The following is a 25,133-nucleotide window of genomic DNA, read 5'->3' as shown; positions in this document are numbered from 1 at the left end:
TAATTACAATTTTCGTAGCTAAAGAATTTGAGGTCACGCGACTTTATCTCTCATCAGAAGGCTATCTGACGACAAATGGCAACGCATTAAGAGGTGGTTACAATACACCCTGCCCCGCCACCAAAACAACATCATTTTGATAACATTTAATTTACTTTTAAGCTTATTTGCGCGGCGTGACCCAGGCATGTTTTCTGATAACGAAATCTGATAAAATCACTCCCTTTCATAACATTATTTCAGCCTGGCGCTGGGTAGATAATTTGCATAAAAATTCATCCACATGCATAATAATGTTGTTTCTATCGTCATATTCCGGGTGACTTATGCGAAGCTCGTCTAAGCAAGAAGAATTAGTAAAGGCGTTTAAGGCGCTACTCAAAGAAGAGAAATTCAGTTCTCAGGGAGAAATTGTTCAGGCGCTGCAGGAACAAGGCTTCGATAACATCAATCAGTCGAAAGTCTCCCGCATGTTAACGAAATTTGGCGCGGTGCGTACCCGTAACGCCAAGATGGAGATGGTCTATTGCCTGCCGGCAGAACTTGGCGTGCCGACCACCTCCAGCCCGCTCAAAAATCTGGTTCTGGATATCGATCATAACGACGCCGTAGTGGTGATCCACACAAGCCCTGGCGCCGCACAGCTGATTGCCCGCATGCTGGACTCGCTGGGTAAAACGGAGGGGATCCTGGGGACTATCGCCGGCGATGACACCATCTTTACCACACCAGCCAGCGGTTTCTCCGTGAAAGATCTCCACGAAGCGATTCTGGTTCTGTTCGAACAGGAACTCTAATCCCCTCTCCCCGTAGCGTCGCTACGGGGATCGTTCTGCTTACGCTGCGTTTCCCCTTCTTTTCTACTGCCCTTCACTTTGACAAATAGTGCTTTTTACCACCCATTAACATTCATCTGGTGAATGCTAAATCAAAAAATCGCACAAAAAATCAAAAGCTACTATCCATATGATTTAATTAGATATAATCACCACAATCGAACAAAAAACACCCAATATTATGCAATTTGGTTATAAAAAATAGTCTGGTTAACACGTAATAACAATAGAAACCATTAGTCTGGTATTAATTTTTACCGTTATTAGTGTATACTTGATTTTGTGATGAGGGTCACGAAACAAGACCCCACTAAAAAATTCGACGAGGTAAGAATCATGAAAATCAAATCAACTGTAGCGGCGCTGAGCGTCCTGTCTGTCCTGTCATTCGGTGCTTTCGCTGCCGACTCTATCAATGCTGACCAGGCGCAATCCCGCCAGGCCATCGGTACGGTTTCTGTCGGCGCGGTCGGCACATCGCCAATGGACATGCGTGAGATGCTGAACAAAAAAGCGGAAGAACAGGGTGCGTCATCCTATCGCATCATCGAAGCGCGTTCTGGTGACCACTGGCACGCCACCGCTGAGCTGTACAAATAAGTTTTAGTAATAACTGAAAACGTAAATCTCCCCTCAACGGCACCAGGCATAAAAATAGCGGTTCAACCCTTCTCGCCGTTGAGTAAAAAACCCTATTCAGGAGTAAAGACTATGAAAACCAAATTGATCATCGCAACCCTCGGTCTGGCATCCGTTCTCTCTTTCGGCGCAAGTGCAGCCGTACAGCAGGTGAATGCCGACCAGGCACAAAATCTGCAGCCAATGGGCAGCGTATCCGTGACGTCAGTCACCGGTTCCCCGATGGATATTCGTCACGAACTTGCCGCCAAAGCTGAAAAAGCAGGCGCCAGCAGCTATCGCGTCACCGAACTGAATCAGGGTGACCACTGGCATGCAACGGCAGAGCTGTATAAATAAACCCTCGTCGTATCTCATCATACGACTTGCCCCTGGCCTCATGGTCAGGGGCTTTTTTTTTGATTCAATGCCGCGCGTTAAAGCGCAGCTGCCCTTCAAGCTCTTCTTCCGCTTCATCGAAAAGCAATATCAGCGCGCCAAAACGTCTGCGAAGCTTATCGGGCAAATGGATGAACTCAATTTCCAGCGGTAGCGGCAGCAGGCTGCCGGTCACCACGTCCCACAGCGTATCCAGATTCGTCACGCTTTCCCGTTCAAGATCAAACACCCGGATAAATTCACGGTAGAAGTCTTCCTGACTGTCGATCTCGTCAAAATCAAACGTATAGGTTTTCATTGCCAGCCACCCAGTCCAGGCGAGCGGCAGATGCCGCCCTGTCTATTATAATCCCCCAATATGCAGGGTTTTAACTTCCAGATACTCTTCCAGCCCCAGCACGGAGCCCTCTCGTCCAAGACCTGACTCTTTTACGCCGCCAAAGGGGCCGAGCTCCGTGGAGACGGCACACTCGTTAATGCCGATCATCCCGCTCTCGATTGCCTGTGAAACGCGGAAGACCCGTGAGAGATTCTGGGTATAGAAGTAAGCCGCCAGCCCATAGGGCGTGTTGTTGGCGCGCTGGATAACTTCATCTTCCGAGGTGAAACGGAAGCACGCCGCCACCGGGCCAAACGTCTCTTCTTCTGCCAGCTTCATGCCTTCATGGCAGTCGCCCAGTACGGTTGGCATCCAGAAATTCCCACCAAGCGGATGGGGTTTACCCCCAGCCAGTACGGTTGCGCCCCGGGCAACGGCATCGTCGACATGCTCACGCACCTTGTTGACCGCAGAAGGTTCAATCAGCGGCCCGACGATCACCCCTTCGTCAAGACCATTCCCCACCTTCAGCCCATTCACCGCATCGGCAAGTTTATTAACAAATTTGTCGTAGACGGTTTCCTGAATATAAAAACGGTTCACGCTGACGCAGACCTGCCCGGCATTGCGGAACTTGTTGGCGATCGCCCCCTTAACCGCTGCGTCGATATCCGCATCCTCAAAAACGATATAAGGAGCATTTCCCCCCAGCTCCATCGAGACTTTCTTCATGGTTTCTGCGGCGTTACGCACCAGCGTTTTGCCGACGGAGGTTGAACCCGTAAAGGAGATTTTACGCACGTCCCGGCTTGCCATAATCGCATCGCTGATTTCATGCGTATTCCCGGCCACGGCGTTGAGCACGCCGTCGGGTACGCCGGCCTGTTTTGCCAGGGTAAGCAGCGCAAAGGCACTAAGCGGTGTGTTATTGGCCGGTTTGATCACCCCGGTACATCCTGCTGCCAGCGCCGGGCCTAACTTGCGGGTGAGCATGGCCATCGGGAAGTTCCACGGCGTAATCGCCGCGACCACACCAATGGGTTCACGGGTCGCCAGAATGCGTGAGCCGGGTTTGATCGGCGGAATAATTTCACCGTTCGCGCGTTTGGCTTCTTCGGCAAACCACTGGATAAAGCTGGCGGCGTACTCGACTTCTCCCTCCGCCTCTTTCAGGGGTTTGCCCTGTTCGGTGGTCATTAACCGCCCGAGCCAGCTTTTATTCTCAATAATCAGTTCGTACCAGCGGTAGAGAATCGCCGAACGCTCTTTTGCGGTTTTGGCACGCCAGGCCGGGAAGGCTTTGGTGGCCGCTGCGATAGCGTCTTCGGTTTGTGCTTTACCCGCCTTCGCGACTTTAGCGATGACTTCCCCGGTCGCGGGGTTAAGTACATCGAACGTCGTGTCCAGCGTTTTCCAGATCCCGTTGACCAGATAACCGGTCTGAAAAAGGATGTGATCCTGAAGCGCCTGGGTCGTCATGTGTCCTCCCTTCCTGAAATGTAAGAACGTGCTGGAATAAGTATAGCCACAAAAAAACCGACGCTTTTGGCGTCGGTTTTTTACTTCAGTCAGTTATCCGTGAGGGCATTCTGGTAGCGCTGCAGCATAAACACCAGCCGTCCTACTGGCTCGGTCACCTGAGGCGGTGCTTCCCAGTGCTTTAGCTTCTCCTGGTAGATATCGAGCTCTTCAAGCAGCTGCGTAAAGTAACGACGCCGTTTGTCATCGCTGCTGGCGGAAAGCACGTGATCGGCGGTACGACGTAACTGGCGGTGCCAGGCCGACAGATCGTCGTTGATCGGCACGGGCGCGTTACGCAGACGCTGGTGCGCGATGATCATGGTTAACGCCAGGCGGAACTTCGCGATATCGCCCGGGAACTTGTTCAGCAGTAAAAACAGCTGCTGGTAGAGCGCGGGCAGGTGGTTCTCTTTACGGCGCGCGGTATTGGTTGTCATCGACGACACGGCAGCCGACACGAACTGGTTCAGCAGCACGCGGCCCGTTCTTGCCTGCGAGTTATCCCGAACCAGAAGTATCACCATCATGGCCAGGAAACAGCCCACCAGCTGACCTAACGCGCTGTCGAGGAACTGGCTGAAATGGAAGGTCATCGGGTTATCGAGCACGATGATGTTAATCGTACTTGCCAGCGCCCCCAGCGATCCCAGGCGCCGCTTTTGTACTTCAATACCGATAAAGAACGCCATTACCGCCAGACTAATACAGAGCAGCAGCATGCTCTGCTGCGTCGACGGGATGATGACCAGAAAATAGAGCGCGCCTATCGGCAGGGCGGCAATGGTGCCGTAGAGGAAATCAATGGCGACCATTCGCGGGTTAGGCAGACGCATCGCCAGTGCGGTCACGACGGCAATCATCACCATCGCGCCGCTGCCGGACGTCCAGCCCGTCCACAGCCAGAACAGCGTGCCGAGCATACAGGCCAGCGTGGTACGCCAGAAGTTGACCATGGCGTGATGACGCTCGGCGGATTCCGCCTTGATCACCACTTCGCCCTGCAGCACCTCTTCTTCCGCCGCGCTGATTTTGGTGTTCCCGATCACGCCGCGCTTCAGCAGCAGATAGCGCGTCGCGGCACCGACCCAGGTGTAGATCGTCACCGGCGTGTCGCGCTCCCCAGTCCAGGCAATCACCCGACGCATGCGCTTAAGCTGCTTGTGCACGTCCTGCACGGTTTCCACCGGCTCGGCAAACAGTTCGCGGAACGTATCGGTGACCGCTTCCGGTCGGGTGTTCTGAATCAAATAGGTTTCACATGCCTGGGTAATCAGCGTCAGAGAGACCGTGTTGAGGGCCTTCAGGCGACGATTCGCGCGAGCCCAGCGCGAGGACTCCATATTAAGGTTGCTGCGCATCCCTTCCAGCGCCTGCGTACGACGTACCAGCCCGCTCCAGGCTTTATCCACCTCTTCGCTGTCGCCGTGCTTAATGCAGAGCTGCATCAGCTGGTACTGGGCAACCATCAGCGCGTCAAGCTCAAGGTCGACTTCCTGCTTGATGGAGCGCGGGGAGAACAGCAGGTCAGCGACGATTGCACTGACAATACCAATCACAATCTCGCTGCAGCGCTCCACCGCAAACTGTGGGGCGAGCAGCGGTTCAGACTGAATGGTAATGACAATAATCAGCGCGGTATAGCCCGCCAGCCCCCAGGCGTAGGAGTTCTCCACTTTCACCAGAGACGAGATCCAGGTGCAGAAACCTGCCCAGATACAGCAGACCATCAGCATCAGCAGCGGGGTGCGGATCATCAGAATAATAATAGTCAGCGCCGCGAAGCAGCCGATAAACGTCCCGATGATACGCAGCATCCCGCGATAGCGGATCGCGCCAGAATAGGGCTCCCCGCCCGCGGCGAAGGCCGGACCCGCCGCGACAATCGCAGCCGTCAGCACCGCCCAGCGAGGGGTTTCAAGCTGGAAGTGGAAGCCGACAAACAGCGCCAGCACGATGGCGCACGCCAGCTTCACGGCGAAGCGAATGTGCTGGCTGGCGATGGAAAAGATACCCATGTCGATTAACCAAACTCGCGCAGGCGGTGGGCAATTTTACGGAAGAATGAATCCTGGCTGGCATCCCGGTCTTTTTCACCGGTAATCACCACCGTCGCCGTGGTACCCGCAGGCCACAGATTTCCCTGCTGTTCATCCAGGTGGATGCGCACCGGCACGCGCTGGGCCAGACGCACCCACTCGAGGTTGGAATCTACCGTCGCCATCCCTTTGGCATCGTTAGAGCTGCTGGAGTTAGTCACCCCTGCGGCAACGCTGTCGACGGTGCCTTTAAAGACGCGATTGCTACCCAGCGGCGTGATCTCCGCGCGATATCCTGGACGTACGCCTTCCAGCTTGGTCTCTTCCATATAGGCGAGCACGTAGAAGGAGTTCTGTTTCACCAGCGCCACGGCGGTTGAGCCGCGGGTAATGAATTCCCCGGCGTAGACGTTCAGGTTGGTCACCCAGCCATCCGACGGCGCACGGATCACGGTGCGCTCCAGATCGAGCTTCGCCAGATCGCGCGTTGCCTGCGCTTTCGCCAGCTGGTGGAGCACGGTCTGCAGCACGTTGTTGGACTGGTCAATCTCTTCACGGGACATTGCCTGAACGCCCAGCTGATTACGGCGGCCAGCCTCGCGGCGTTTCTCCGCAGCCAGCGCCTGGTAATAGGCCACGTCCGCTTCCGCCTCTTCCAGCGCTTTCTGGTAACGAGGCTGGTCGATGGTGAACAGGACCTGATCTTTCTTCACCAGCTGGTTGTCGTGGACGTTGACCGCCGTGATAAGACCGGCCACGTCAGGGGCGATGGCCACCACATCGGCGCTGAAGCGTGCATCACGCGTCCACGGTGATTCGGTGTAATAGACCCAGGCGCGGAAAATAGCGATGAAGGCGAGGATAACCAGCGCCGTAGTAATGGCAGTGCGGGAGATTTTTCTTGTTAGCGTTTTCACATCAACCTCAGACAAACATGCGCGATATCAGATAGAACAGGCAGCAATACAGCGCGGTATTGAACAATGCAGGGTGCCAGACGAAATCGTAGATCCCGGTAGGGACCAGCACCTTGCGCACCAGCCAGAAGATCGCCAGTGATAAAAGAAGCTCGAAAAATATCGGTGGGAACGACAGACCAAACACCACGATAACGGGAAACAGACTCATGTTGACCTTGATTAGAGAGAGTGCAGGCTTCAGAATTTTTTAGCGCACGCCATCGCAGGAGAGCAAGAAACGCCGGGCGAGAATGGCGCAGCCGTTATGTAATAAATAATATATTAACGTAACTGTTATGCTGTTATCTATAATATGTGATCTAAATCACTTTTAAGCCAGAGTGAACAATGGAACGTTTAAAACGCATGTCGGTCTTCGCCAAAGTGGTTGAACTGGGCTCCTTTACCGCCGCTGCACGCCAGCTTCAGATGAGCGTCTCATCCATCAGCCAGACGGTGTCCAAACTGGAAGATGAGCTTCAGGTCAAGCTGCTCAACCGCAGCACCCGCAGCATTGGGCTGACGGAAGCGGGTAAAATTTACTATCAGGGCTGTCGCCGCATGCTGCTTGAAGTGCAGGATGTTCACGAACAGCTTTATGCCTTCAACAACACCCCCATCGGCACGCTGCGCATCGGGTGTTCTTCAACTATGGCACAAAATGTTCTCGCTGCCATGACCGCGGATATGCTGAAAGAGTACCCCGGGCTTACCGTCAATCTGGTGACGGGTATCCCGGCGCCGGATCTGATTGCCGACGGGCTGGACGTGGTGATCCGCGTCGGCGCGCTGCAGGATTCCAGCCTGTTCTCGCGTCGGCTGGGCAGCATGCCGATGGTGGTCTGTGCATCGAAAAGCTATCTGGCGCAGTACGGTGTTCCGGAGAAACCCGCCGACCTCACTAACCACTCATGGCTGGAGTACAGCGTGCGGCCCGACAATGAATTTGAGCTGATCGCCCCGGAAGGGATCTCCACCCGACTGCTGCCGGAAGGGCGTTTTGTCACTAACGATCCGATGACCATTTCGCGCTGGCTGGTGGCCGGCGCCGGGATCGCCTACGTGCCGCTGATGTGGGTGATCAACGAGATCAACAGCGGCGTGCTGGAGATCCTCTTCCCACGCTACCAGTCCGATCCGCGCCCGGTGTACGCCCTGTATACCGAAAAAGACAAACTCCCGCTCAAGGTACAGGTGTGTATTAACTATCTGACCGAGTATTTTGTGGACGTGGCGGAGCTGTTTCAGGGGATGCGGGGAAGAAGGAAGGAATAATCGATTTATCCCTGAAAGTATATGAGCGATGAATATTTCCAGGATAAACCCCCTCTGCAATCTGGAATATTCCTTCGTCACTATCAGGAATAGCTAATTGACACTGCCGCCGCCCGCCCTTTACTTTATAAACAGTCTGCTGTTCAGACTGTTATTAATTTGTTGCTTATATGAATAATAAAATGTATTCCGCAGGATGACATTAAACAAGGAAAAGAAATGAATCTATTTGAACAAACACCGCCTTCACGCAGGCGCTATGGGCTCGCCGCATTCGTCGGTTTAATTGCAGGGATTGTCTCCGCGTTTGTCAAATGGGGAGCCGAAGTGCCGCTTCCGCCACGCAGTCCCACCGATCTATTTACCGGCGCATGCGGGCCTGAGCAATTAATAAGAGCCGCAAGCCAGATTGACTGTTCACGTAATTTTTTAAACCCTCCCTATGTATTTTTACGTGACTGGCTGGGTGTTGTTGATCCTAACGCAGCGGTTTATACATTTGCCGGACATATATTTAACTGGGTCGGCGTGACGCATATTATTTTCTCAATCGTCTTCGCTGTCGGGTATTGTGTCGTTGCTGAAGTCTTCCCGAAAATTAAACTCTGGCAGGGTTTGCTGGCGGGTGCGTTAGCTCAGCTCTTTGTGCATATGATCTCCTTCCCGCTGATGGGGCTGACGCCACCGCTATTTGAGCTGCCGTGGTATGAACACGTGTCAGAGATCGTGGGCCATCTGGTCTGGTTCTGGTCGATAGAAATCATTCGTCGTGATTTACGTAACCGCATCACGCACGAGCCGGATCCGGAGATACCGCTGGGTCACTTACGCTAAAAAAAAAGGCGCTACTGATGTAGCGCCTTTTTTATGAAGGAGTCAGGTCAGGCTGTGCCGCCCACCGTCAGGTTGTCCACTTTCAGCGTTGGCTGGCCCACGCCAACCGGCAGGCTCTGGCCCTCTTTACCGCAGACGCCCACGCCATTATCCAGCTTCAGATCGTTACCAACCATCGAGATCTGCTGCATGGCTTCAATACCGGAGCCAATCAGCGTTGCACCTTTCACCGCTTTGGTCACTTTGCCCTTCTCGATCAGGTACGCTTCTGAAGTAGAGAAGACAAACTTACCGGAGGTAATGTCCACCTGGCCGCCGCCAAAGTTTGGCGCAAAGATACCGTAATCAACGGATTCGATAATCTCCTGCGGCGTGGATTTGCCCGGCAGCATGTAAGTGTTGGTCATGCGCGGCATCGGCAGATGCGCGTAAGATTCACGGCGTCCGTTGCCCGTCGGCGCAACCCCCATCAGGCGCGCGTTGAGTTTGTCCTGCATGTAGCCTTTCAGCACGCCGTTTTCGATCAGCACATTGTACTGGCCTGGCGTACCTTCATCGTCGATAGCCACCGAGCCACGGCGATCGCGCATGGTGCCGTCATCCACCACGGTGCACAGCTCCGAGGAGACAAGTTGCCCGATCTGTCCGCTGAACACGGACGTCCCGCGACGGTTAAAGTCGCCTTCCAGGCCGTGGCCTACCGCCTCATGCAACAATACGCCCGGCCAGCCAGCACCCAGCACCACCGGGAATGAGCCCGCCGGCGCCGCGACGGCATTCAGATTCACCAGCGCCATACGCACGGCTTCTTTTGCCCACGCGTCAGCGCGCGCTTCACCGTCAACGTCGCCCAGGAACCAGTCATAGCCGAAACGACCGCCGCCGCCGCTTGAGCCGCGCTCGCGTTTGCCGTCCTCATCAACCTGCACGCTGATGGAGAGACGCACCAGCGGGCGAACATCTGCCGCCAGGGTGCCGTCCGTTGCCGCCACCAGAATCAGTTCATACACACCGCTCAGGCTGGCTGAAACTTCCTGCACGCGTTTGTCCGCCGCGCGGGCGACTTTGTCCACGCGACGCAGGATATCCAGCTTCTCTTCACGGCTCATGCTCTGCAGCGGATCGATGCTGGTATAGAGCGCAGAGTGCTGCACTTCTCCGAGGGTTTTCACGCGACCATCGCCGGTATCACGCACAATGGTACGCGCGGCCTGCGCGCTCTGCTCAAGTGCGGTGAGGCTAATCTGATCGGCATAGGCAAAACCGGTTTTCTCGCCGCTGACGGCACGGACGCCGACGCCCTGGTCGATGTTGTAGGAGCCATCTTTGATGATGCTGTCTTCTAAAACCCAGGATTCGTGATAGCTCGACTGGAAATAAAGGTCGCCGTAGTCGAGACGGCGTTCGGTCAGTTGACCAAGAATGGAGAACAGGTCCTGATGGCTCAGGCCGTTCGCTGCGAGCAAATGTTCACTTACCAGGTTCAGACTCATCGTATTGCTACTCGTTCGTTGCCGCCCGTGGCGGTATAAAGATCGTATTTATTGAGAGTGAGGCAATTACCTGCCCACGTCAAATCATTGCTGTGCATCTTTGCGCGGCTGGCGCAGCACCTCGTTAATCTGCGGTTTATCTACCGGACCGGTAATGCGGTAGCGCAGAATGGAGACCTTGCTCCAGAGTGGCCCCAGCACTTTACTGGCGGCAAACACCGCCGCACCAACAATCGGGTTCACCACGAAAGCTGCCGCCACACCCACGCTCGCGGAAATTTCCGGTGCCACGACGGCTTCCATATCCAGTTCGCGACGCACGAGGTTAACGGAGCCTTTCATGGCGATATCCGCTTCAAGGCCATCCACCAGCGTGTCGTCCGTGTGCAGAACGCCGTCCTTGATCCACGCCGTACTGCGGATGGAATCGTAGTAGAAACCTTCGTTGAAGGTATCACTGAAATCGAAGCGCAGCTTGCGCAGCAGCGCGTCAAAACTCAGCAGGCGCAGGATCTGTCCGGCACGCCCCGTACTCACGTCGGCGATCTCACCTTTGCCGAAGTGGGTTTTCAGAATGCCGTTAAGCGAGGCCTCATCCGGCTTCCACGGGGCATCACGCCAGTGAAGATCGTAATCGACATCAAATGACGAGCCGCGCAGCGGCGTGCTGATACCAAAGAAACTGGCTGCCGCATCCAGTTTGTTGCCTTTAATGTCGCCCTTCAGGGACGTCCGCTGCTCGCCCGGGTTATTCACCCATTCCCCTGCGGCCGTCATGCGGCCAAATCCGGTATCAACCAGGCCGCCGGAGAGCGTAAGCGTGTTTCCCTGGATGGCAAAATCACCGTCGATGCGGCCATATTTCTGCCCCCACAGCCAGCACTCCGCACAGCGCAGCTGGAGATCGGGCCAGCCGCTAAAATCGACGCGGGAGGTATGACTCAGCGGCGACGTCTCTGCCGGTTTGTCTTTCCCGCTCGCGGCGCTTGCCGGGTTGTAGTAGAGGTAGCGGATCGCCGCCTGCCACGGCGCGTGATTGCGCATGGTCAGCGTACCGTTGATCTCTCTGCCCTGGGCCTCCACCTTCGTGCCGTTAGCGCCAGGCTGCGAGACAATGCTCAGGTTGTTCCACTGCTGTCCGCCCAGCATCAGCGACGGCGTACGTACGGTAATGGTTTGTGGGAACTGGGCGGTTTCATCAACGTTTTGCCCAACGCCTTTCTGGAACAGCGCCAGCCACTCAGCACCGTCCATCGGCGGGAGATTCAGCTCAATGCCCGTCTGCTCCGGCAGCGGCGGCGTGGAGCGGCTATCCGTTGTCCAGATGGCTTTGTCGAGGGTGAGCTTGCGGTTAAGCAGCCAGCGGCTGTTGAAGTGGTTTGTCCCACCCGCGCTGCCGGTCAGCGCGAAGCTGTTCAGGTTGCCATCGACGTTCAGCTTTACCGGCAGCGGCTGTCCGGCCTGTTTATCCAGCGGCGCAGGCAGCTGGCTCTGAAGGTTTTTCAGATCGCCCGTGATGTCGACCTTATACTGGGCACCCGCGTGATAAGGCAGGTCGATTGCCACTTTACCCTGCCAGGCAACCGCCCCCTCCACTGACGCCTCAATGGGCTTCGGCAGGACGTCCATACGTGATGGTTGCCAGTTACCGTCCAGATTGACGGCTACCTGATAGGCCTTTTCACCCTCGGTCGTCGTGAAGTCAATATTAACAGGCTGATTAAACCAGCTCGCCGTAAGCGGCTCGCTCTTCAGGTTACCGTTCTCAAAGCTGAACTGCCCGCTGAGATTTTTCAGCGTGCTCTCAAGGGGTTTAATGAACAGGCTGTTGTTCTTCAGACGGACGTCGCCTTTGGCGGTGGTCATCTTGCCGTCCAGCGGGATATCAAGATGTAAGCGAGCATTCACATCGCCATCAAGCTGCAGCTGTTGAAGCGTCGCGGCCAGCGACTCTTTCAGCGGCGTCTCCTCAAAGTACGGTCCCACCGCCTTGCCGGGACCGTTGATGTCGGCATCAATCAGCAGCTTCTCTTTTGAGTAGTCCGGAATGTTGGCCGTCAGGTTACTGGCCGTCACGCCGCCCAGCGCCACGCTGTCGGACTTCATCCACAGGCCGTCATTGAGGAAATTAAGTTCGATATCCAGGTTTTTCAGCGCGGGCCAGCCCGGCTGGAACGCGAAGGTGGCGTTATGCAGCGGCACCAGCACCTGGAACTGGCCTTCATTATGTTTATACGGGAACAGATGGGGATTACCGCCGTAAACCAGCGTGGCATTGTCCGCCTGACCGCCCTGAATCGCCCCGCTGAGATAGTCTACCAGCGCTTTTCCCATCAGGTTTTCCGGGAAGTAGCGCCAGGCCTGAGAGCCATCATCGGTGCTGATCCCGGCGAGAATACCCAGCCACGGCTCATCCCCTTCAGGCTGCAGATAGCGGAAATCGCCGCGCGCGTGCACCGCTTTGGCTTTCACATCGATATGGCGTCCATCAAGCTGGAAACCCTTGTCGTTACGGAGCCAGTTAAGCACCGCGCTGCCCTGTTTGATTTCTAGCGGCGCGCGGAAGACCGTCTCGTAAGGCATTTTGGCGTCGTGCATATCAACCGTCAGCCTGCCGTTTTCCACGCTGCCTTCCAGCTTGCCGCTAAAGTGCTCTGCACCCGGCAGCAGCTTCCACTGCTTCCAGGCAAGATCTTTCCACGTTGCCTGGAAGCGGGTTTTTTCCGTCGCCTGGAGCGGGATATCCAGCGCCAGAGCGTCTATCTTCCCGCTCGGCTGCGTTGCCAGCCAGATCTCGCCGAGATCGGGAGAGAGCTTTGCCGCCATCGAGCGCAGCCCTTCAATGGCGGCCAAATCCAGGTTGCTGGCACGGATGCGCAGCTCGTCGCTGCGTTTACTGGCCGTACCACCAACGTCCAGCTCCGGCATCCAGGCCAGCGTCAGCGCACCGCGCGGCCACGGCTTGCCGTCCATGGTGATGCGCGTATCCGGAATGGCAAACTGCCAGCCCTCTTTCTCCTGCGTCACGTGTGCGGTGAGGTTATCGACGGAAAGCTGATGCTGTTGTTTTTCGCCTTTCCAGCTCGCGCCCCCCTGCTTGAGCCAGATATCACCGCTGGCAAATTCGCCTTTCGTCAGGGTCAGCCAGCCTTCAAGACTGAAGCGGGCCGTTTCCAGCTGCATATTTTGCTGGAGCCAGTCGCCCAGCCACGGCTTGACGTCCACATCGTCGGCCTGCACCCAGACTTTGCCGTTATTTAACAGGCCGTCATCGTCGCGCAGATCCATGCGCACCTGCATCACGCCGTGCTGGCCGTTCAGGCTTGAGAGATTGACCTGCCCCTCGGCGCGGTGCCGATCCTTACCGTTGAGCCAGGTCAGCTGCGGGATCGCCAGCTCGGCGCGCTGGCCGGAAAGAGTAATAAAGCTCACTTCGCTGTCGCGCAGATCGAAATGATCGAACTGGCGGAGGAAAAGATCGCTGAAGCGGTTGGCTTCAAGCCCCTGACCGCTATCGCTACCGGACAGCGGCGTATTGGTCAGGAACTGGAGCTGATAAAAGGTGAGATCGCGAAACTGCCAGCGCAGATGCAGCAGGCTTTGCCAGACGTCCAGCGCCAGGGTCACGCGTTTGATTTTCAGATAACCGCCATCTTTCAGGCGGGCGTTGATATCCCGGACATCGAGCGTCGGGCCAAAATTTTGCCAGTTAGCGCTGACCTGACTGACGTTCACCGGCACGCCGGTGGTGGATTCGATTTTCGCCAGCAGCTGCGGACGCCAGCTGTCCAGATGCGGCAATACGAGGCGTAGCCCGCTCACGAGCAACGCGACAATCACGACCAGCGTTGCCCCTGTAAGCAATAAAATCCCCGGCAATCGCCTCACGCATCTCTCCTTGTCAGCATTCGTCACGCAGCGTACTGCGCTTACATCATCACGACGTCAAACTGCTCCTGGTTATAGAGCGGTTCAATTTGTACTTTTACCTGTTTGCCGACAAAGATTTCCACTTCCGCCAGCGCGTGTGACTCTTCGCCTTTCAGCGCTTCAGCCACCGCAGGGGAAGCATAGACCAGAAAACGGTCGGAGTCGTAGGCATGATGCACACGCACAATTTCACGCATAATTTCGTAGCAGACGGTCTCAACCGTCTTTACCGTTCCGCGTCCATGGCAGGTCGGGCATTCATTACACAGCACATGCTCCACGCTCTCGCGGGTACGCTTACGCGTCATTTCCACCAGCCCCAGCTGTGAGAAGCCGTTGATGCTGGTTTTCACGCGATCTTTACTCAACGCCTGCTCAAGCGAGTGCAGCACGCGGCGACGATGGTCTTCATTACTCATATCGATGAAGTCGATGATGATAATGCCGCCCAGATTGCGCAGACGAAGCTGGCGCGCAATCGCCTGCGTGGCTTCGATGTTGGTGTTGAAGATGGTGTCATCGAGATTGCGATGGCCGACAAACGCGCCGGTGTTAATATCGACGGTGGTCATCGCTTCGGTCTGATCGATGATCAGATAGCCGCCTGACTTCAGTTCAACCTTACGCTCCAGCGCACGCTGGATCTCGTTTTCGACATCATAGAGATCGAAGATCGGCTGACGCCCTGAATAATGCTCCAGCAGGCCAGGCATCTCGGGGATATATTCGGCGGTAAATTCCAGCAGCGCTTCATAGGTCAGGCGCGAGTCCACGCGAATGCGGTCGAGCTGCGCATCAGCAAAGTCACGCAGAACGCGTTGTGCAAGCGCCAGTTCACCGTAGAGCTGGTAGCGGGTCTGGTTGCGTTTTTTACGCTCCATCACTTTGGTCCAGACGCGCTTCAGGTAAGCCGCATCCGACGCCAGGTCTTCCTCGCTGATCCCCTCTGCGGCGGTACGGATGATAAACCCGCCCTGCTCATCGCAGTAGGCACTCACCACTTTCTTCAGACGCTCGCGCTCGGTTTCGCTCTCAATACGCTGCGAAACGCCCACGTGCGACGCGCCGGGCATAAAGACCAGATAGCGGGAAGGTAAGGTGATGTCGGTGGTCAGACGGGCGCCTTTGGTACCGAGGGGATCTTTCACCACCTGCACCATCAGATCCTGTCCCTGACGCACCAGTTCGGAAATGTCGCGCACGGCAAACTGCTTTTGCTCTTCGCCCGCGACGCACTCGGTGTGCGGCATGATATCGGAGGCATGTAAAAATGCCGCCTTATCCAGTCCAATATCTACAAAAGCCGCCTGCATACCCGGTAGTACACGACTGACACGACCTTTGTAGATATTGCCTACTATTCCGCGCCGCGCTTCACGCTCAATATGAATTTCCTGAAGAATGCCACCATCAATATAGGCCACACGGGTTTCCGATGGCGTTACGTTTACCAACAATTCAGCCGTCATAATTATCCCTTCCCTCACGCAGTGAGTTAAAATTGCTCAGCAACTCATACGTTTCCACCAGCGGTAAGCCGACTACGGCGTGATAGCTGCCATGAATCTTCCTGACAAAACAGCCACCCAGCCCCTGAATACCGTATGCACCTGCCTTATCCATTGGTTCACCGCTGGCAATATAAGCGGCGATGTCGTCGTCGGTAAGCACTCTGAACGTCACTTCTGTCACCACCAGGCAATCCAGCACGTGCTGGCTGTCAGCCAACGCGACGGCCGTCATCACCTGATGCGTATGTCCGGACAGTTTGCGCAGCATGCGCGCCGCATGATCGGCGTCGCGCGGTTTCTCAAGCACTTCACCGTTCAGAATAACGATGGTATCTGCTCCCAGCACGGGGAGATCGCATGGCACACTGGCCACGCCCGCCTGCGCTTTCTCACGCGCCAGGCGAGACACGTACTGCTGGGCGCTTTCGCCCTCAGCACGTCTTTCTTCAATGCCGGTCACGATGCGTTCAAAAGAGACCCCTAGCTGCGTCAGGAGTTCCTGACGGCGCGGGGAGCCGGAAGCGAGATACAAAGACGTCATAGAAACCTTTTATTGCACAGCAAACTGCTGGCGAACCTTACGCATCAGCAGGAATAACCATGGCCAGAGCACACCGTTTACTACACTACTCCAGAACACTTCCGGTCGGAAAGAGACGTTGATCACTAAAAACTCTGCCCAGAAAACAACGATATCCGCAGCGAGCGACAATAGCATCACCACCAGGGCCTGTTGCCAGAGCGCAAGGTTACGGAAGAGCTGGAATTTGAGTGCGACGAGGTACGCAATAATGCTCATGGACAAGGCGCGCACGCCAAGCGTAGAGCCGCTAATGAGATCCAGTATGGCACCCATCACGAAACCTGTGCCGACATTTACGCGATGCGGCAGGGCAAGGATCCAGTAGAGCAAAATGAGCAATACCCAGTTTGGCCGGAAAACGAGAATGTCATCCGGCCAGGGCATCACTTGCAGCAACAGTGCAATGAGAAACGAGAGCCAGATGACCCAGCGTCCCTGGCTACGATAGCTTGCCACTACTGCCCTCCCGAAGAGAGTTTAGGCGGTGGCGGCGCATCCGGCAGCGGCTGCGTTAACCCGGTTGCCGGCGCCGGGACTGGCGCAGGTGGCCCCATGGAATCCGCAGGCGGGAGAACCTGCGGCATCATCTGCATCAGGCGCTCATTTGCCACGCGATGCACCTCTTCAGGCGTCATCGGGTTAGCACCGTTACGATCGGCGCCCCACAGCAGCAGCAGATAGCGCAGACGCTGCAAACCGGCGGTTGGACGCGCCTGAATCACGGTATAGGCACGCTGCGTATCCAGCTTCACCGAAGAGACCACCGCAACCGGATAGCCCTCAGGGAAGCGTCCGCCCAGACCGGAGGTCACCAGGACGTCACCCACGCGGATATCCGTGTTAGCTGGCAGGTGTTCCAGCTGCAGGTCGTCCGTACAGCCATTACCGGCCGCAATCACGCGGATGTCGTTACGCAGGACCTGGATCGGCAGCGCATGCGTGGCATCGCAAATCAGCAGCACGCGGCTGGTCAGTTTGGCCACGGCAACCACCTGGCCCACGACGCCTTTATCACTGATAACAGGCTGACCTTCATACACCCCGTTCACGCTCCCTTTGTCGATCACAACCTGATCGCTGTAGGGGTCGTTCACGGTGGAGATCACCTGCGTGACCATTTTCTGCTCATCCTGACGCAGCGGCGAGCCGAGCAGTTCACGCAGACGCGCATTTTCCTGCTTGTATTGCCCCAGCATCAGCAGTTCACTGTTTTTCAGCAACAGTTCCTGACGTAATGCCCGGTTTTCGAGTTCGAGTTGGTCACGTGAAGACAGCGTTTGAGAAACGGAGTCGAGCAATTCACGGGGACCATTGGATATAAAGTAGAAAGGACTGACGGCGGTATCCATGTACGTTCGGATCTGGCTGAACGTACCGAGGCGGCTATCGGCAATAATGACCCCAAGCGCAACCAGAACCGCCAGAATGAGGCGAAACTGTAGCGATGGGCCACGGCTAAAAATTGGCTTCATAGGCTATGCGTATTCTCGCGTCAGAGAGAAAGGGTAGCAAATTGCTACCCTCTCAAACTCGACTACTCTTCGCTGAACAAATCGCCGCCGTGCATGTCGATCATTTCCAGCGCCTTGCCACCACCACGGGCGACGCAAGTCAGTGGATCTTCTGCAACTACGACAGGAATACCTGTCTCTTCCATTAACAGGCGGTCGAGGTTACGCAGCAGCGCACCACCACCGGTCAGAACCATACCGCGCTCGGAGATATCGGACGCCAGCTCTGGTGGGCACTGTTCCAGCGCGACCATTACCGCGCTCACGATACCCGTCAGTGGTTCCTGCAGTGCTTCCAGAATTTCGTTGGAGTTCAGGGTGAAACCGCGTGGCACACCTTCAGCCAGGTTACGGCCACGCACTTCGATCTCACGCACTTCATCGCCCGGATACGCAGAGCCGATTTCGTGTTTGATACGCTCTGCGGTGGCTTCACCGATCAGAGAGCCGTAGTTACGGCGTACATAATTAATGATGGCTTCGTCGAAGCGGTCACCACCGATACGTACGGAAGAGGAGTACACCACGCCGTTCAGAGAGATAACGGCCACTTCAGTGGTACCACCACCGATATCCACCACCATGGAACCGGTCGCTTCAGACACAGGCAGACCAGCACCGATGGCCGCCGCCATTGGCTCTTCAATCAGGAACACTTCACGCGCACCTGCGCCCTGGGCAGATTCACGAATTGCGCGACGCTCTACCTGGGTTGCACCAACCGGCACACACACCAGAACACGCGGGCTTGGGCGCATGAAGCTGTTGCTGTGAACCTGCTTGATGAAGTGCTGAAGCATTTTTTCAGTCACGAAGAAGTCGGCGATAACGCCGTCTTTCATTGGGCGAATGGCGGCGATGTTGCCAGGGGTACGACCCAGCATCTGCTTCGCGTCATGACCCACTGCGGCCACGCTTTTCGGCGAGCCTGCACGATCCTGACGAATGGCCACAACAGAAGGCTCATTCAATACGATGCCTTGTCCTTTTACATAAATAAGGGTATTCGCGGTACCCAGGTCAATGGACAGGTCATTGGAAAACATGCCACGAAATTTTTTCAACATACTAAGGGATAATCCTGAAAGCTGGGGCGGAAAACAAAATCCGCTTACTTTACCAACCACACGCAGCAGCGACAAGGCGCAAAAATCATCTGCAACGGTGAAAATTTGTGCAGTACGTTTCCTGATGTTACAAAATCATCCCCTGACTCCCTCAGGGCTGAATAAACAGTAGCGTTCCCCACTGACGTTTGTAACCCGTTAAAGGTCGTTCACTGGCTTTTTGCTCGACATACTCAAAGCTACAGGCGCGATATTCTACGTGAAAACAGCGTAAACGGCAGGTCAAACAGAGTATCTTTGCAAATATTTTTTCACGTTGGTGTCAAGCGGTTGAGAGGCAGCAAAAAAATCCCCCTGACCACCCATCACACCGCGCTCTGTTAACATCTGCCATTCACCTCTGGAGCGCACGCCCGTGGCAAATACTTGTGTTCGCGTTCCCTTGCATGCTTCTACCAGACTCTGTACCAGCAGCTGGTTTTCCGTACGCTTCTCAATATTCCTTACCAGCCCCGGATGTAGCTTTAATAATTCTACATCCAGCTCCTTGATCCAGTTGGTACTGACCAGCGTTAAGCCTGCCTGCGTCACCGCTACACGCGCACCGAGCGCATTGATCAAACGAACCACCGGACGTAACCGGCTGATGTGTTGACCTACGTCGGCCTCAGCAAGTTCAAAAATAATGTGTTTGCGTTGCGATTTTTCGCATTGCATTAATGTATCACGCAGCCAGCGCTGAAAACGTGGGCGTATTAATGACTCAACGGTAACCTGTAATGCCAGACTTTCTTCAGGCCAAAAAGATAAAAACGGAATCAATCGGGTAATTTGCTGGCGGTCATACTCTTCGGACAGGCCAAATTGCAGGACCATCGGCAGATATTCCGCCGAGATAACCTCTTCCGTACCGTCAAAAATACGACACATCAGCTCGCGGTGATGAACGTTGCCGTTTTTCATGACCGCGGGTTTTTGATAAATACGTGGTCCACCGCGGCTAAGCATTTGCTCAATCAAAGTACGCCAGCGCACGTTGCCACGCCCTTTTTCCGGCAGCGAGTCGTCATAAACCGCCCATCCGTTCGCCCCCTGCAACACGGCGTTGCGGGTGGCCGCTTCCGCATGTTCCATCACCTGTTCTGTGGATTGTCCGCCACGCCAGGCGCAGATCCCCATGTGGACCATATCGTCCCTGTCGAGCATTTTGCTCTGCGGCAGCGCATCCACCGCTTTCAGCAGCTGGCTGGCGATGCTTTCTGATTCCTTCAGCGTGCGGTGCGGCAACAATACGGCAAAGTCGCTGCGGTGATAGCGGGCCAGCAGCGCGCCCGGGTAGCGCATAATAAAGGTGGAGAGCAGGTTGATCAGCGTAAAGAGATTTTCTTCCGCAGCCCGCTGTCCCCAGGTATCGCGCAGGAGATCGAAATCGGGCAGGCGAATCATCATCACCACCCCGTGTGTCCCCACTTTTTCTGAATCGTCGAGCAGCGTCGCGAGTTGATTATCAAAGAAAAGACGGTTGTTAAGGCCAGTTTTATTATCCTGGGCGGCATAAGAGCGAATCAGCGTATCCATTCGGCTGCGCTGGTCGCTGGCAAACTGGATTTCCGAGAGCAGCGTATCCAGCGCGCTGCTGGCGCGTGACGGCCACTCATGGACCGAGCCACGCACCTGCGGACCGCGTTCACCGTTAAGGATCCGCACGGAGCGCATCTCCAGCAGCTCCTGGCCGGAGAGCTGTCGGCGCAGCCAGCGGACCGCGAGAAAGATCAGCAGGACGATAAACGCAACGGCGACGGTGAGCGGTGCGGTGGTCATCATTGAACGAAAATAGCTCGCCATCGGATCGAGGTAGACCATGTGTATGGTCATCCCCGGATTTTTCAGGGAATGCACCGTCACTTCCCGATACTGGCTCACCACGCCCGCGGGGCGATAGCTTCCCGGCCGTTCGTGGCTTAAAACACGATGCTTTCCCTGCAGAATGTCGATCTGAACGATATCAACAGGTACCATCAACTCATCGAGCTCACGGGAGAGCGCCGGTAGCGGCGTCGTCAGCAGACGCGCATCAATCACCGATGCAACAGACTGTACCCGGTTAACCAGCTTGTCCTGAATGGCGGTGTAAAAGCTCAGGGAGCAGCCCATAAGCGTGACAAAAATGGTAAGCCCCGTCAGCAAGGTGATAAAAGCCGAGAACTTCGTCGTTAATCGCATCCTTGAGATTACTCCGTGGGTTGATGGGGTAGCGAGTAAGCGCTAACTTGCATTCCAAATGCGGCATACTACCAAATCGAGTGTATCTGGCAATTTATTGCGTTAAATCGGCATTGCGTTTCCCTGAGCGAGTATAGTCTTCAGAAATTATTTTCCAATCATCTGAGTCGAGAGGACCCCGTATGCAGGCTTTGATCTTAGAACAGCAGGACGGCAAAACGCTTGCCTCAGTGCAGGCGGTTGAAGAGAGTCGCCTGCCGGAAGGCGAAGTAACCGTCGACATCGACTGGTCCAGTTTAAATTATAAAGATGCGCTGGCGATTACCGGTAAGGGTAAAATCATCCGAAATTTCCCTATGGTGCCGGGGATTGATTTCGCGGGCCGGGTTCATACCAGCGAGGATCCGCGCTTCCACCCGGGCCAGCAGGTGCTGCTCACCGGCTGGGGCGTAGGTGAAAATCACTGGGGCGGGCTGGCAACGCAGGCGCGCGTGAAGGGCGACTGGCTGGTGCCAATGCCGAAAGGCATGGATGGCCGCAAGGCGATGATCGTCGGTACGGCAGGCTTTACCGCCATGCTGTGTGTGATGGCGCTGGAAGAGGCGGGCATCCGCCCTGAGTCGGGTGAAATTGTCGTCACCGGTGCCAGCGGCGGCGTGGGCAGCACTGCAGTCACGCTGCTGCACAAGCTGGGCTATCAGGTCGCGGCGGTGTCGGGCCGCGAAAGCACCCACGATTACCTGCGCCAGCTCGGGGCCAGCCGCATTCTCAGCCGTGACGAATTCGCCGAAACCCGTCCACTGGAAAAACAGGTCTGGGCAGGCGCGGTGGATACCGTCGGTGATAAAGTGCTGGCAAAAGTCCTGGCGCAGATGAACTACGGCGGCTGCGTGGCAGCCTGCGGACTGGCGGGCGGATTTGCCCTGCCCACCACCGTGATGCCATTTATTTTGCGTAACGTCCGCCTGCAGGGTGTGGATTCCGTGATGACCCCAGCGGCTCGCCGTACGCAGGCATGGGAACGTCTGGTACGCGATCTGCCGGAATCCTTCTACACCCGGAGCGCAACGGAGATTACGCTCAGCCAGGCACCGGACTATGCCAGTAAGATCATGGACAACCAGTTCCAAGGTCGTGCGCTGGTGAAAATCGCCTAATCTTCAAATTTTCGTGACATATTCGCGCGAATCCCTCTCCTCCGTCATGCTTAGGAAAACGCATGACGGAGGATGCCATGAAAAACCGAAAACTGACGGAAGCCGACGTAACGTCCGAGTCTGTCTTTATGTTACAGCGCCGCCAGATCCTGAAAATGCTTGGCATCAGCGCCACAGCCCTGACGCTCTCTCCGGCGGCACACGCCGACCTGCTCGACTGGTTTAAAGGCAACGATCGGCCGAAGGCCCCTTCCGGCGCCCCGCTCACCTTTACGAAACCCGCCCAATGGCAAAATAAACTGACGCTGACGCCAGAAGATAAAGTCACCGGCTACAACAACTTCTACGAATTTGGTCTCGACAAGGCCGATCCTGCCGCCAACGCCGGTAGCCTCAAAACCGATCCGTGGACGCTGAAGATTGATGGCGAAGTGGCGAAACCTCTGACGCTGGATCATCACGATCTGACCACCCGTTTCCCGCTCGAAGAGCGTATCTACCGCATGCGCTGCGTGGAGGCCTGGTCGATGGTGGTGCCGTGGGTCGGCTTCCCGCTGCATAAACTGCTGGCGATGGTTGAGCCCACCAGCAACGCAAAATATGTCGCTTTCCAGACGCGCTATGCGCCGGACGAGATGCCAGGACAAAAAGACCGGTTTATCGGCGGCGGGCTTGAGTATCCGTATGTGGAAGGGCTACGTCTCGATGAGGCGATGCACCCGCTTACCCTGCTGACCGTCGGCGTGTACGGCAAGGCGCTTCCGCCGCAGAACGGTGCCCCCATCCGTTTAACCGTACCGTGGAAATACGGTTTCAAAGGAATTAAGTCCATCGTCAGCATTAAGCTCACCCGCGAGCGTCCGCCCACCACCTGGAATCTGGCGGCTCCGAACGAATACGGTTTCTTCGCCAACGTGAACCCGCATGTGGATCACCCGCGCTGGTCGCAGGCAACCGAGCGGTTTATCGGTTCCGGCGGTGCGCTGGACGTGAAGCGTCAGCCCACGCTGCTGTTTAACGGCTATGCGGATGAAGTGGCCTCGCTGTACCGTGGCCTCAATTTACGGGAGAACTTCTGAGTGCGTTTAACGGCAAAACAGATTACCTGGCTGAAAGTGCTGCTGCACCTGGCCGGGTTACTTCCTTTTATATGGCTGTTCTGGGCCGCCAGCCAGGGGCTCTTTAGCGCAGACCCGGCCAAGGATATCCAGCATTTTACCGGTCGGATGGCTCTGAAATTTTTGCTGGCCACCTTGCTCGTTTCGCCGCTGGCGCGCTACGCTAAACAGCCACTATTGATACGCACCCGTCGGCTGTTAGGGCTATGGTGTTTTGCCTGGGCGACGCTGCACCTCACCAGCTATGCCCTGCTGGAACTGGGAATTAACAATCTGGCACTGCTTGGCCGCGAACTGGTGACACGCCCTTATCTGACGCTGGGTATTGTGAGCTGGGTGATTTTACTGGCGTTAGCGCTGACCTCCACGCAATATGCGCAGCGAAAACTGGGCAGGCGCTGGCAGCTGCTGCACAACTTCGTCTATCTTGTCGCGATCCTCGCCCCCATTCATTACCTGTGGTCGGTGAAGATCCTCTCCCCGCAGCCGGTCCTGTACGCACTGGCCGCCGTGGCGCTTTTAGCATGGCGTTACAAGAAGTTCCGCCAGTGGTTGCGATAGTTCGCGAAACTGTGCGTTTTCCCGCATATTCCCCGTCAACCGCAAATCTTTTTCGGATAGCGGTTGATAATCTTCCCTGATAAGACCAGTATTTAGCTGCTAAATGCTACGAAATCGTTATAATGTGCGACCTTGGTTCGCCTGACAGCGGTTTTAAGCCTCTGAAAAGGTGACATTTGCGTTTCGAAGGTATATTTTGTTTTTTACCCGAAAATCGCAGGAGATAGCGGCATAATGACTGATAAGTTCCACATCTTAGTTTTGAACGGACCGAACCTGAACATGCTCGGAACCCGTGAGCCAGAGAAGTACGGCACGCTGACATTGAGTGAAATTGTTAACCGTCTGGGAACGGAAGCAGCGTCACTGAATGTGGATTTGGATCATTTTCAGTCGAATGCGGAGTACGCAATCATCGACCGTATTCATCAGGCTAAAGACAATGTGGACTATATCCTGATCAATCCGGCCGCGTTTACGCACACCAGTGTTGCTATCCGCGACGCACTGCTCGCGGTGAGTATCCCGTTTATCGAGATCCACCTGAGTAACGTGCACGCCCGAGAGCCGTTCCGCCACCATTCGTATCTGTCAGATATCGCTGCTGGCGTTATCTGTGGACTGGGCGCAGACGGCTATTCATACGCTTTACAGACAGCGGTAAAACGCTTGTCACAATCACACTAAACAAGAGTACGGAACCCACTCATGGATATTCGTAAGATTAAAAAACTGATCGAGCTGGTTGAAGAATCAGGCATCTCCGAACTGGAAATTTCTGAAGGCGAAGAGTCTGTACGCATCAGCCGTGCAGCCCCAGCCGCTAGCTTCCCGGTAATGCAGCAGGCTTATGCTGCGCCAGTGCAGCAGCCTGCGCTCTCCGCAGCCGTTGCGCCAGCAGCAACTGAAGCCGCACCTGCCGCTGCAGCAGAAATCAGTGGTCACATCGTACGTTCCCCAATGGTTGGTACTTTCTACCGCACCCCGAGCCCGGACGCGAAGGCGTTCATCGAAGTGGGTCAGAAAGTCAACGTAGGCGATACCCTGTGCATCGTTGAAGCGATGAAAATGATGAACCAGATCGAAGCAGACAAATCAGGTACTGTGAAAGCGATTCTGGTCGAAAGTGGTCAGCCGGTTGAATTTGACGAGCCGCTGGTCGTCATCGAGTAACGAGGCGTA

At 55.7% G+C, this 25,133-nt stretch carries 23 protein-coding genes; 10 read left to right on the top strand and 13 right to left on the bottom strand.

The annotated features are described in order from the left end of the window. The first annotated feature begins 326 nt into the window (after positions 1-326). The 3 genes from argR to yhcN (AC0TNG_RS04265) all read left to right on the top strand — a co-directional run bounded on the left by argR (position 327) and on the right by yhcN (AC0TNG_RS04265) (position 1,814). Complete coding sequence (gene argR, locus AC0TNG_RS04275; protein ID WP_023309388.1) at positions 327-797, top strand: transcriptional regulator ArgR; 471 nt, start codon at positions 327-329, stop codon at positions 795-797. Between the two features lie 375 nt (positions 798-1,172). Then, positions 1,173-1,436: a peroxide/acid stress response protein YhcN gene (yhcN, locus tag AC0TNG_RS04270; RefSeq protein ID WP_024906333.1), complete on the top strand. Its 264-nt coding sequence runs from the start codon at positions 1,173-1,175 to the stop codon at positions 1,434-1,436. 111 nt (positions 1,437-1,547) lie between these two features. Next, positions 1,548-1,814: a peroxide/acid stress response protein YhcN gene (yhcN, locus tag AC0TNG_RS04265; RefSeq protein ID WP_024906332.1), complete on the top strand. Its 267-nt coding sequence runs from the start codon at positions 1,548-1,550 to the stop codon at positions 1,812-1,814. 64 nt (positions 1,815-1,878) lie between these two features. Here yhcN (AC0TNG_RS04265) and AC0TNG_RS04260 read toward each other — a convergent pair whose 3' ends face one another. From AC0TNG_RS04260 to aaeX, 5 genes are all read right to left on the bottom strand, one after another. Then, entirely contained in the window at positions 1,879-2,151 is a 273-nt protein-coding gene (locus AC0TNG_RS04260) for a barstar family protein (protein WP_008502839.1), read from the bottom strand. Positions 2,152-2,196: 45 nt separating this feature from the next. Beyond that, complete coding sequence (locus AC0TNG_RS04255; RefSeq protein ID WP_473712480.1) at positions 2,197-3,651, bottom strand: NAD-dependent succinate-semialdehyde dehydrogenase; 1,455 nt, start codon at positions 3,649-3,651, stop codon at positions 2,197-2,199. An 89-nt stretch (positions 3,652-3,740) separates the two neighbouring features. Then, the gene (gene aaeB, locus AC0TNG_RS04250) at positions 3,741-5,708 is read right to left on the bottom strand and encodes a p-hydroxybenzoic acid efflux pump subunit AaeB (RefSeq protein WP_290093999.1); all 1,968 of its coding nucleotides are present in this window, start codon (positions 5,706-5,708) and stop codon (positions 3,741-3,743) included. Between the two features lie 5 nt (positions 5,709-5,713). Beyond that, a complete protein-coding gene (aaeA, locus tag AC0TNG_RS04245) occupies positions 5,714-6,646 on the bottom strand; it encodes a p-hydroxybenzoic acid efflux pump subunit AaeA (RefSeq protein WP_032650427.1) in 933 nt (310 codons plus the stop codon). Between the two features lie 7 nt (positions 6,647-6,653). After that, positions 6,654-6,857 carry a p-hydroxybenzoic acid efflux pump operon protein AaeX gene (gene aaeX, locus AC0TNG_RS04240; protein ID WP_003860416.1) on the bottom strand — a complete coding sequence of 68 codons (204 nt, stop codon included), beginning with the start codon at positions 6,855-6,857 and terminating at the stop codon, positions 6,654-6,656. Positions 6,858-7,036: 179 nt separating this feature from the next. Between aaeX and aaeR the strand changes: the two genes are divergently transcribed. Continuing rightward, positions 7,037-7,963, top strand: a complete 927-nt coding sequence (gene aaeR / locus AC0TNG_RS04235) for an HTH-type transcriptional activator AaeR (protein ID WP_023309395.1) — start codon at positions 7,037-7,039, stop codon at positions 7,961-7,963. Between the two features lie 219 nt (positions 7,964-8,182). Beyond that, positions 8,183-8,797: a YagU family protein gene (locus AC0TNG_RS04230; RefSeq protein WP_024906328.1), complete on the top strand. Its 615-nt coding sequence runs from the start codon at positions 8,183-8,185 to the stop codon at positions 8,795-8,797. Between the two features lie 47 nt (positions 8,798-8,844). Here the strand turns inward: AC0TNG_RS04230 and tldD are convergent, their stop codons facing one another. From tldD to csrD, 8 genes are all read right to left on the bottom strand, one after another. Beyond that, positions 8,845-10,290, bottom strand: coding sequence for a metalloprotease TldD (gene tldD, locus AC0TNG_RS04225; protein WP_024906327.1), 1,446 nt, complete (start codon positions 10,288-10,290; stop codon positions 8,845-8,847). Between the two features lie 84 nt (positions 10,291-10,374). Then, positions 10,375-14,178 (bottom strand): AsmA2 domain-containing protein YhdP, encoded by a 3,804-nt coding sequence (gene yhdP / locus AC0TNG_RS04220; RefSeq protein ID WP_463727348.1) that lies wholly within the window; start codon positions 14,176-14,178, stop codon positions 10,375-10,377. A 41-nt stretch (positions 14,179-14,219) separates the two neighbouring features. Then, positions 14,220-15,689 carry a ribonuclease G gene (rng, locus tag AC0TNG_RS04215; protein WP_010436156.1) on the bottom strand — a complete coding sequence of 490 codons (1,470 nt, stop codon included), beginning with the start codon at positions 15,687-15,689 and terminating at the stop codon, positions 14,220-14,222. After that, complete coding sequence (locus AC0TNG_RS04210) at positions 15,679-16,272, bottom strand: Maf family protein (protein ID WP_024906325.1); 594 nt, start codon at positions 16,270-16,272, stop codon at positions 15,679-15,681. The genes rng and AC0TNG_RS04210 overlap by 11 nt, the downstream gene beginning before the upstream one ends. Before the next feature lie 9 nt (positions 16,273-16,281). Then, positions 16,282-16,770, bottom strand: coding sequence for a rod shape-determining protein MreD (gene mreD, locus AC0TNG_RS04205; protein WP_023309399.1), 489 nt, complete (start codon positions 16,768-16,770; stop codon positions 16,282-16,284). Further along, positions 16,770-17,786, bottom strand: a complete 1,017-nt coding sequence (mreC, locus tag AC0TNG_RS04200; RefSeq protein ID WP_032650442.1) for a rod shape-determining protein MreC — start codon at positions 17,784-17,786, stop codon at positions 16,770-16,772. The genes mreD and mreC overlap by 1 nt, the downstream gene beginning before the upstream one ends. A 62-nt stretch (positions 17,787-17,848) precedes the next feature. Beyond that, positions 17,849-18,892: a rod shape-determining protein MreB gene (gene mreB / locus AC0TNG_RS04195; RefSeq protein ID WP_000913396.1), complete on the bottom strand. Its 1,044-nt coding sequence runs from the start codon at positions 18,890-18,892 to the stop codon at positions 17,849-17,851. A gap of 282 nt (positions 18,893-19,174) precedes the next feature. Further along, complete coding sequence (csrD, locus tag AC0TNG_RS04190) at positions 19,175-21,115, bottom strand: RNase E specificity factor CsrD (RefSeq protein WP_090418905.1); 1,941 nt, start codon at positions 21,113-21,115, stop codon at positions 19,175-19,177. A gap of 182 nt (positions 21,116-21,297) precedes the next feature. Here csrD and acuI point away from each other — a divergent pair, with 182 nt between their 5' ends. The 5 genes from acuI to accB all read left to right on the top strand — a co-directional run bounded on the left by acuI (position 21,298) and on the right by accB (position 25,124). Further along, the gene (gene acuI, locus AC0TNG_RS04185) at positions 21,298-22,272 is read left to right on the top strand and encodes an acrylyl-CoA reductase (NADPH) (RefSeq protein ID WP_049123414.1); all 975 of its coding nucleotides are present in this window, start codon (positions 21,298-21,300) and stop codon (positions 22,270-22,272) included. 77 nt (positions 22,273-22,349) lie between these two features. Further along, on the top strand, positions 22,350-23,351 hold the full coding sequence (gene msrP, locus AC0TNG_RS04180) for a protein-methionine-sulfoxide reductase catalytic subunit MsrP (RefSeq protein WP_023333641.1): 1,002 nt from the start codon (positions 22,350-22,352) through the stop codon (positions 23,349-23,351). Further along, positions 23,352-23,951 carry a protein-methionine-sulfoxide reductase heme-binding subunit MsrQ gene (msrQ, locus tag AC0TNG_RS04175; protein WP_024906321.1) on the top strand — a complete coding sequence of 200 codons (600 nt, stop codon included), beginning with the start codon at positions 23,352-23,354 and terminating at the stop codon, positions 23,949-23,951. Between the two features lie 234 nt (positions 23,952-24,185). Next, positions 24,186-24,638 carry a type II 3-dehydroquinate dehydratase gene (aroQ, locus tag AC0TNG_RS04170; RefSeq protein ID WP_024906320.1) on the top strand — a complete coding sequence of 151 codons (453 nt, stop codon included), beginning with the start codon at positions 24,186-24,188 and terminating at the stop codon, positions 24,636-24,638. A gap of 21 nt (positions 24,639-24,659) precedes the next feature. After that, positions 24,660-25,124 carry an acetyl-CoA carboxylase biotin carboxyl carrier protein gene (accB, locus tag AC0TNG_RS04165; RefSeq protein WP_013098992.1) on the top strand — a complete coding sequence of 155 codons (465 nt, stop codon included), beginning with the start codon at positions 24,660-24,662 and terminating at the stop codon, positions 25,122-25,124. Positions 25,125-25,133: the final 9 nt, after the last annotated feature.

Source organism: Enterobacter sp. PL_is514, from assembly GCF_055816715.1.
The sequence above is the reverse complement of the archived record's forward strand: the minus strand, read 5'-3'. Positions and strand labels throughout refer to the sequence as shown.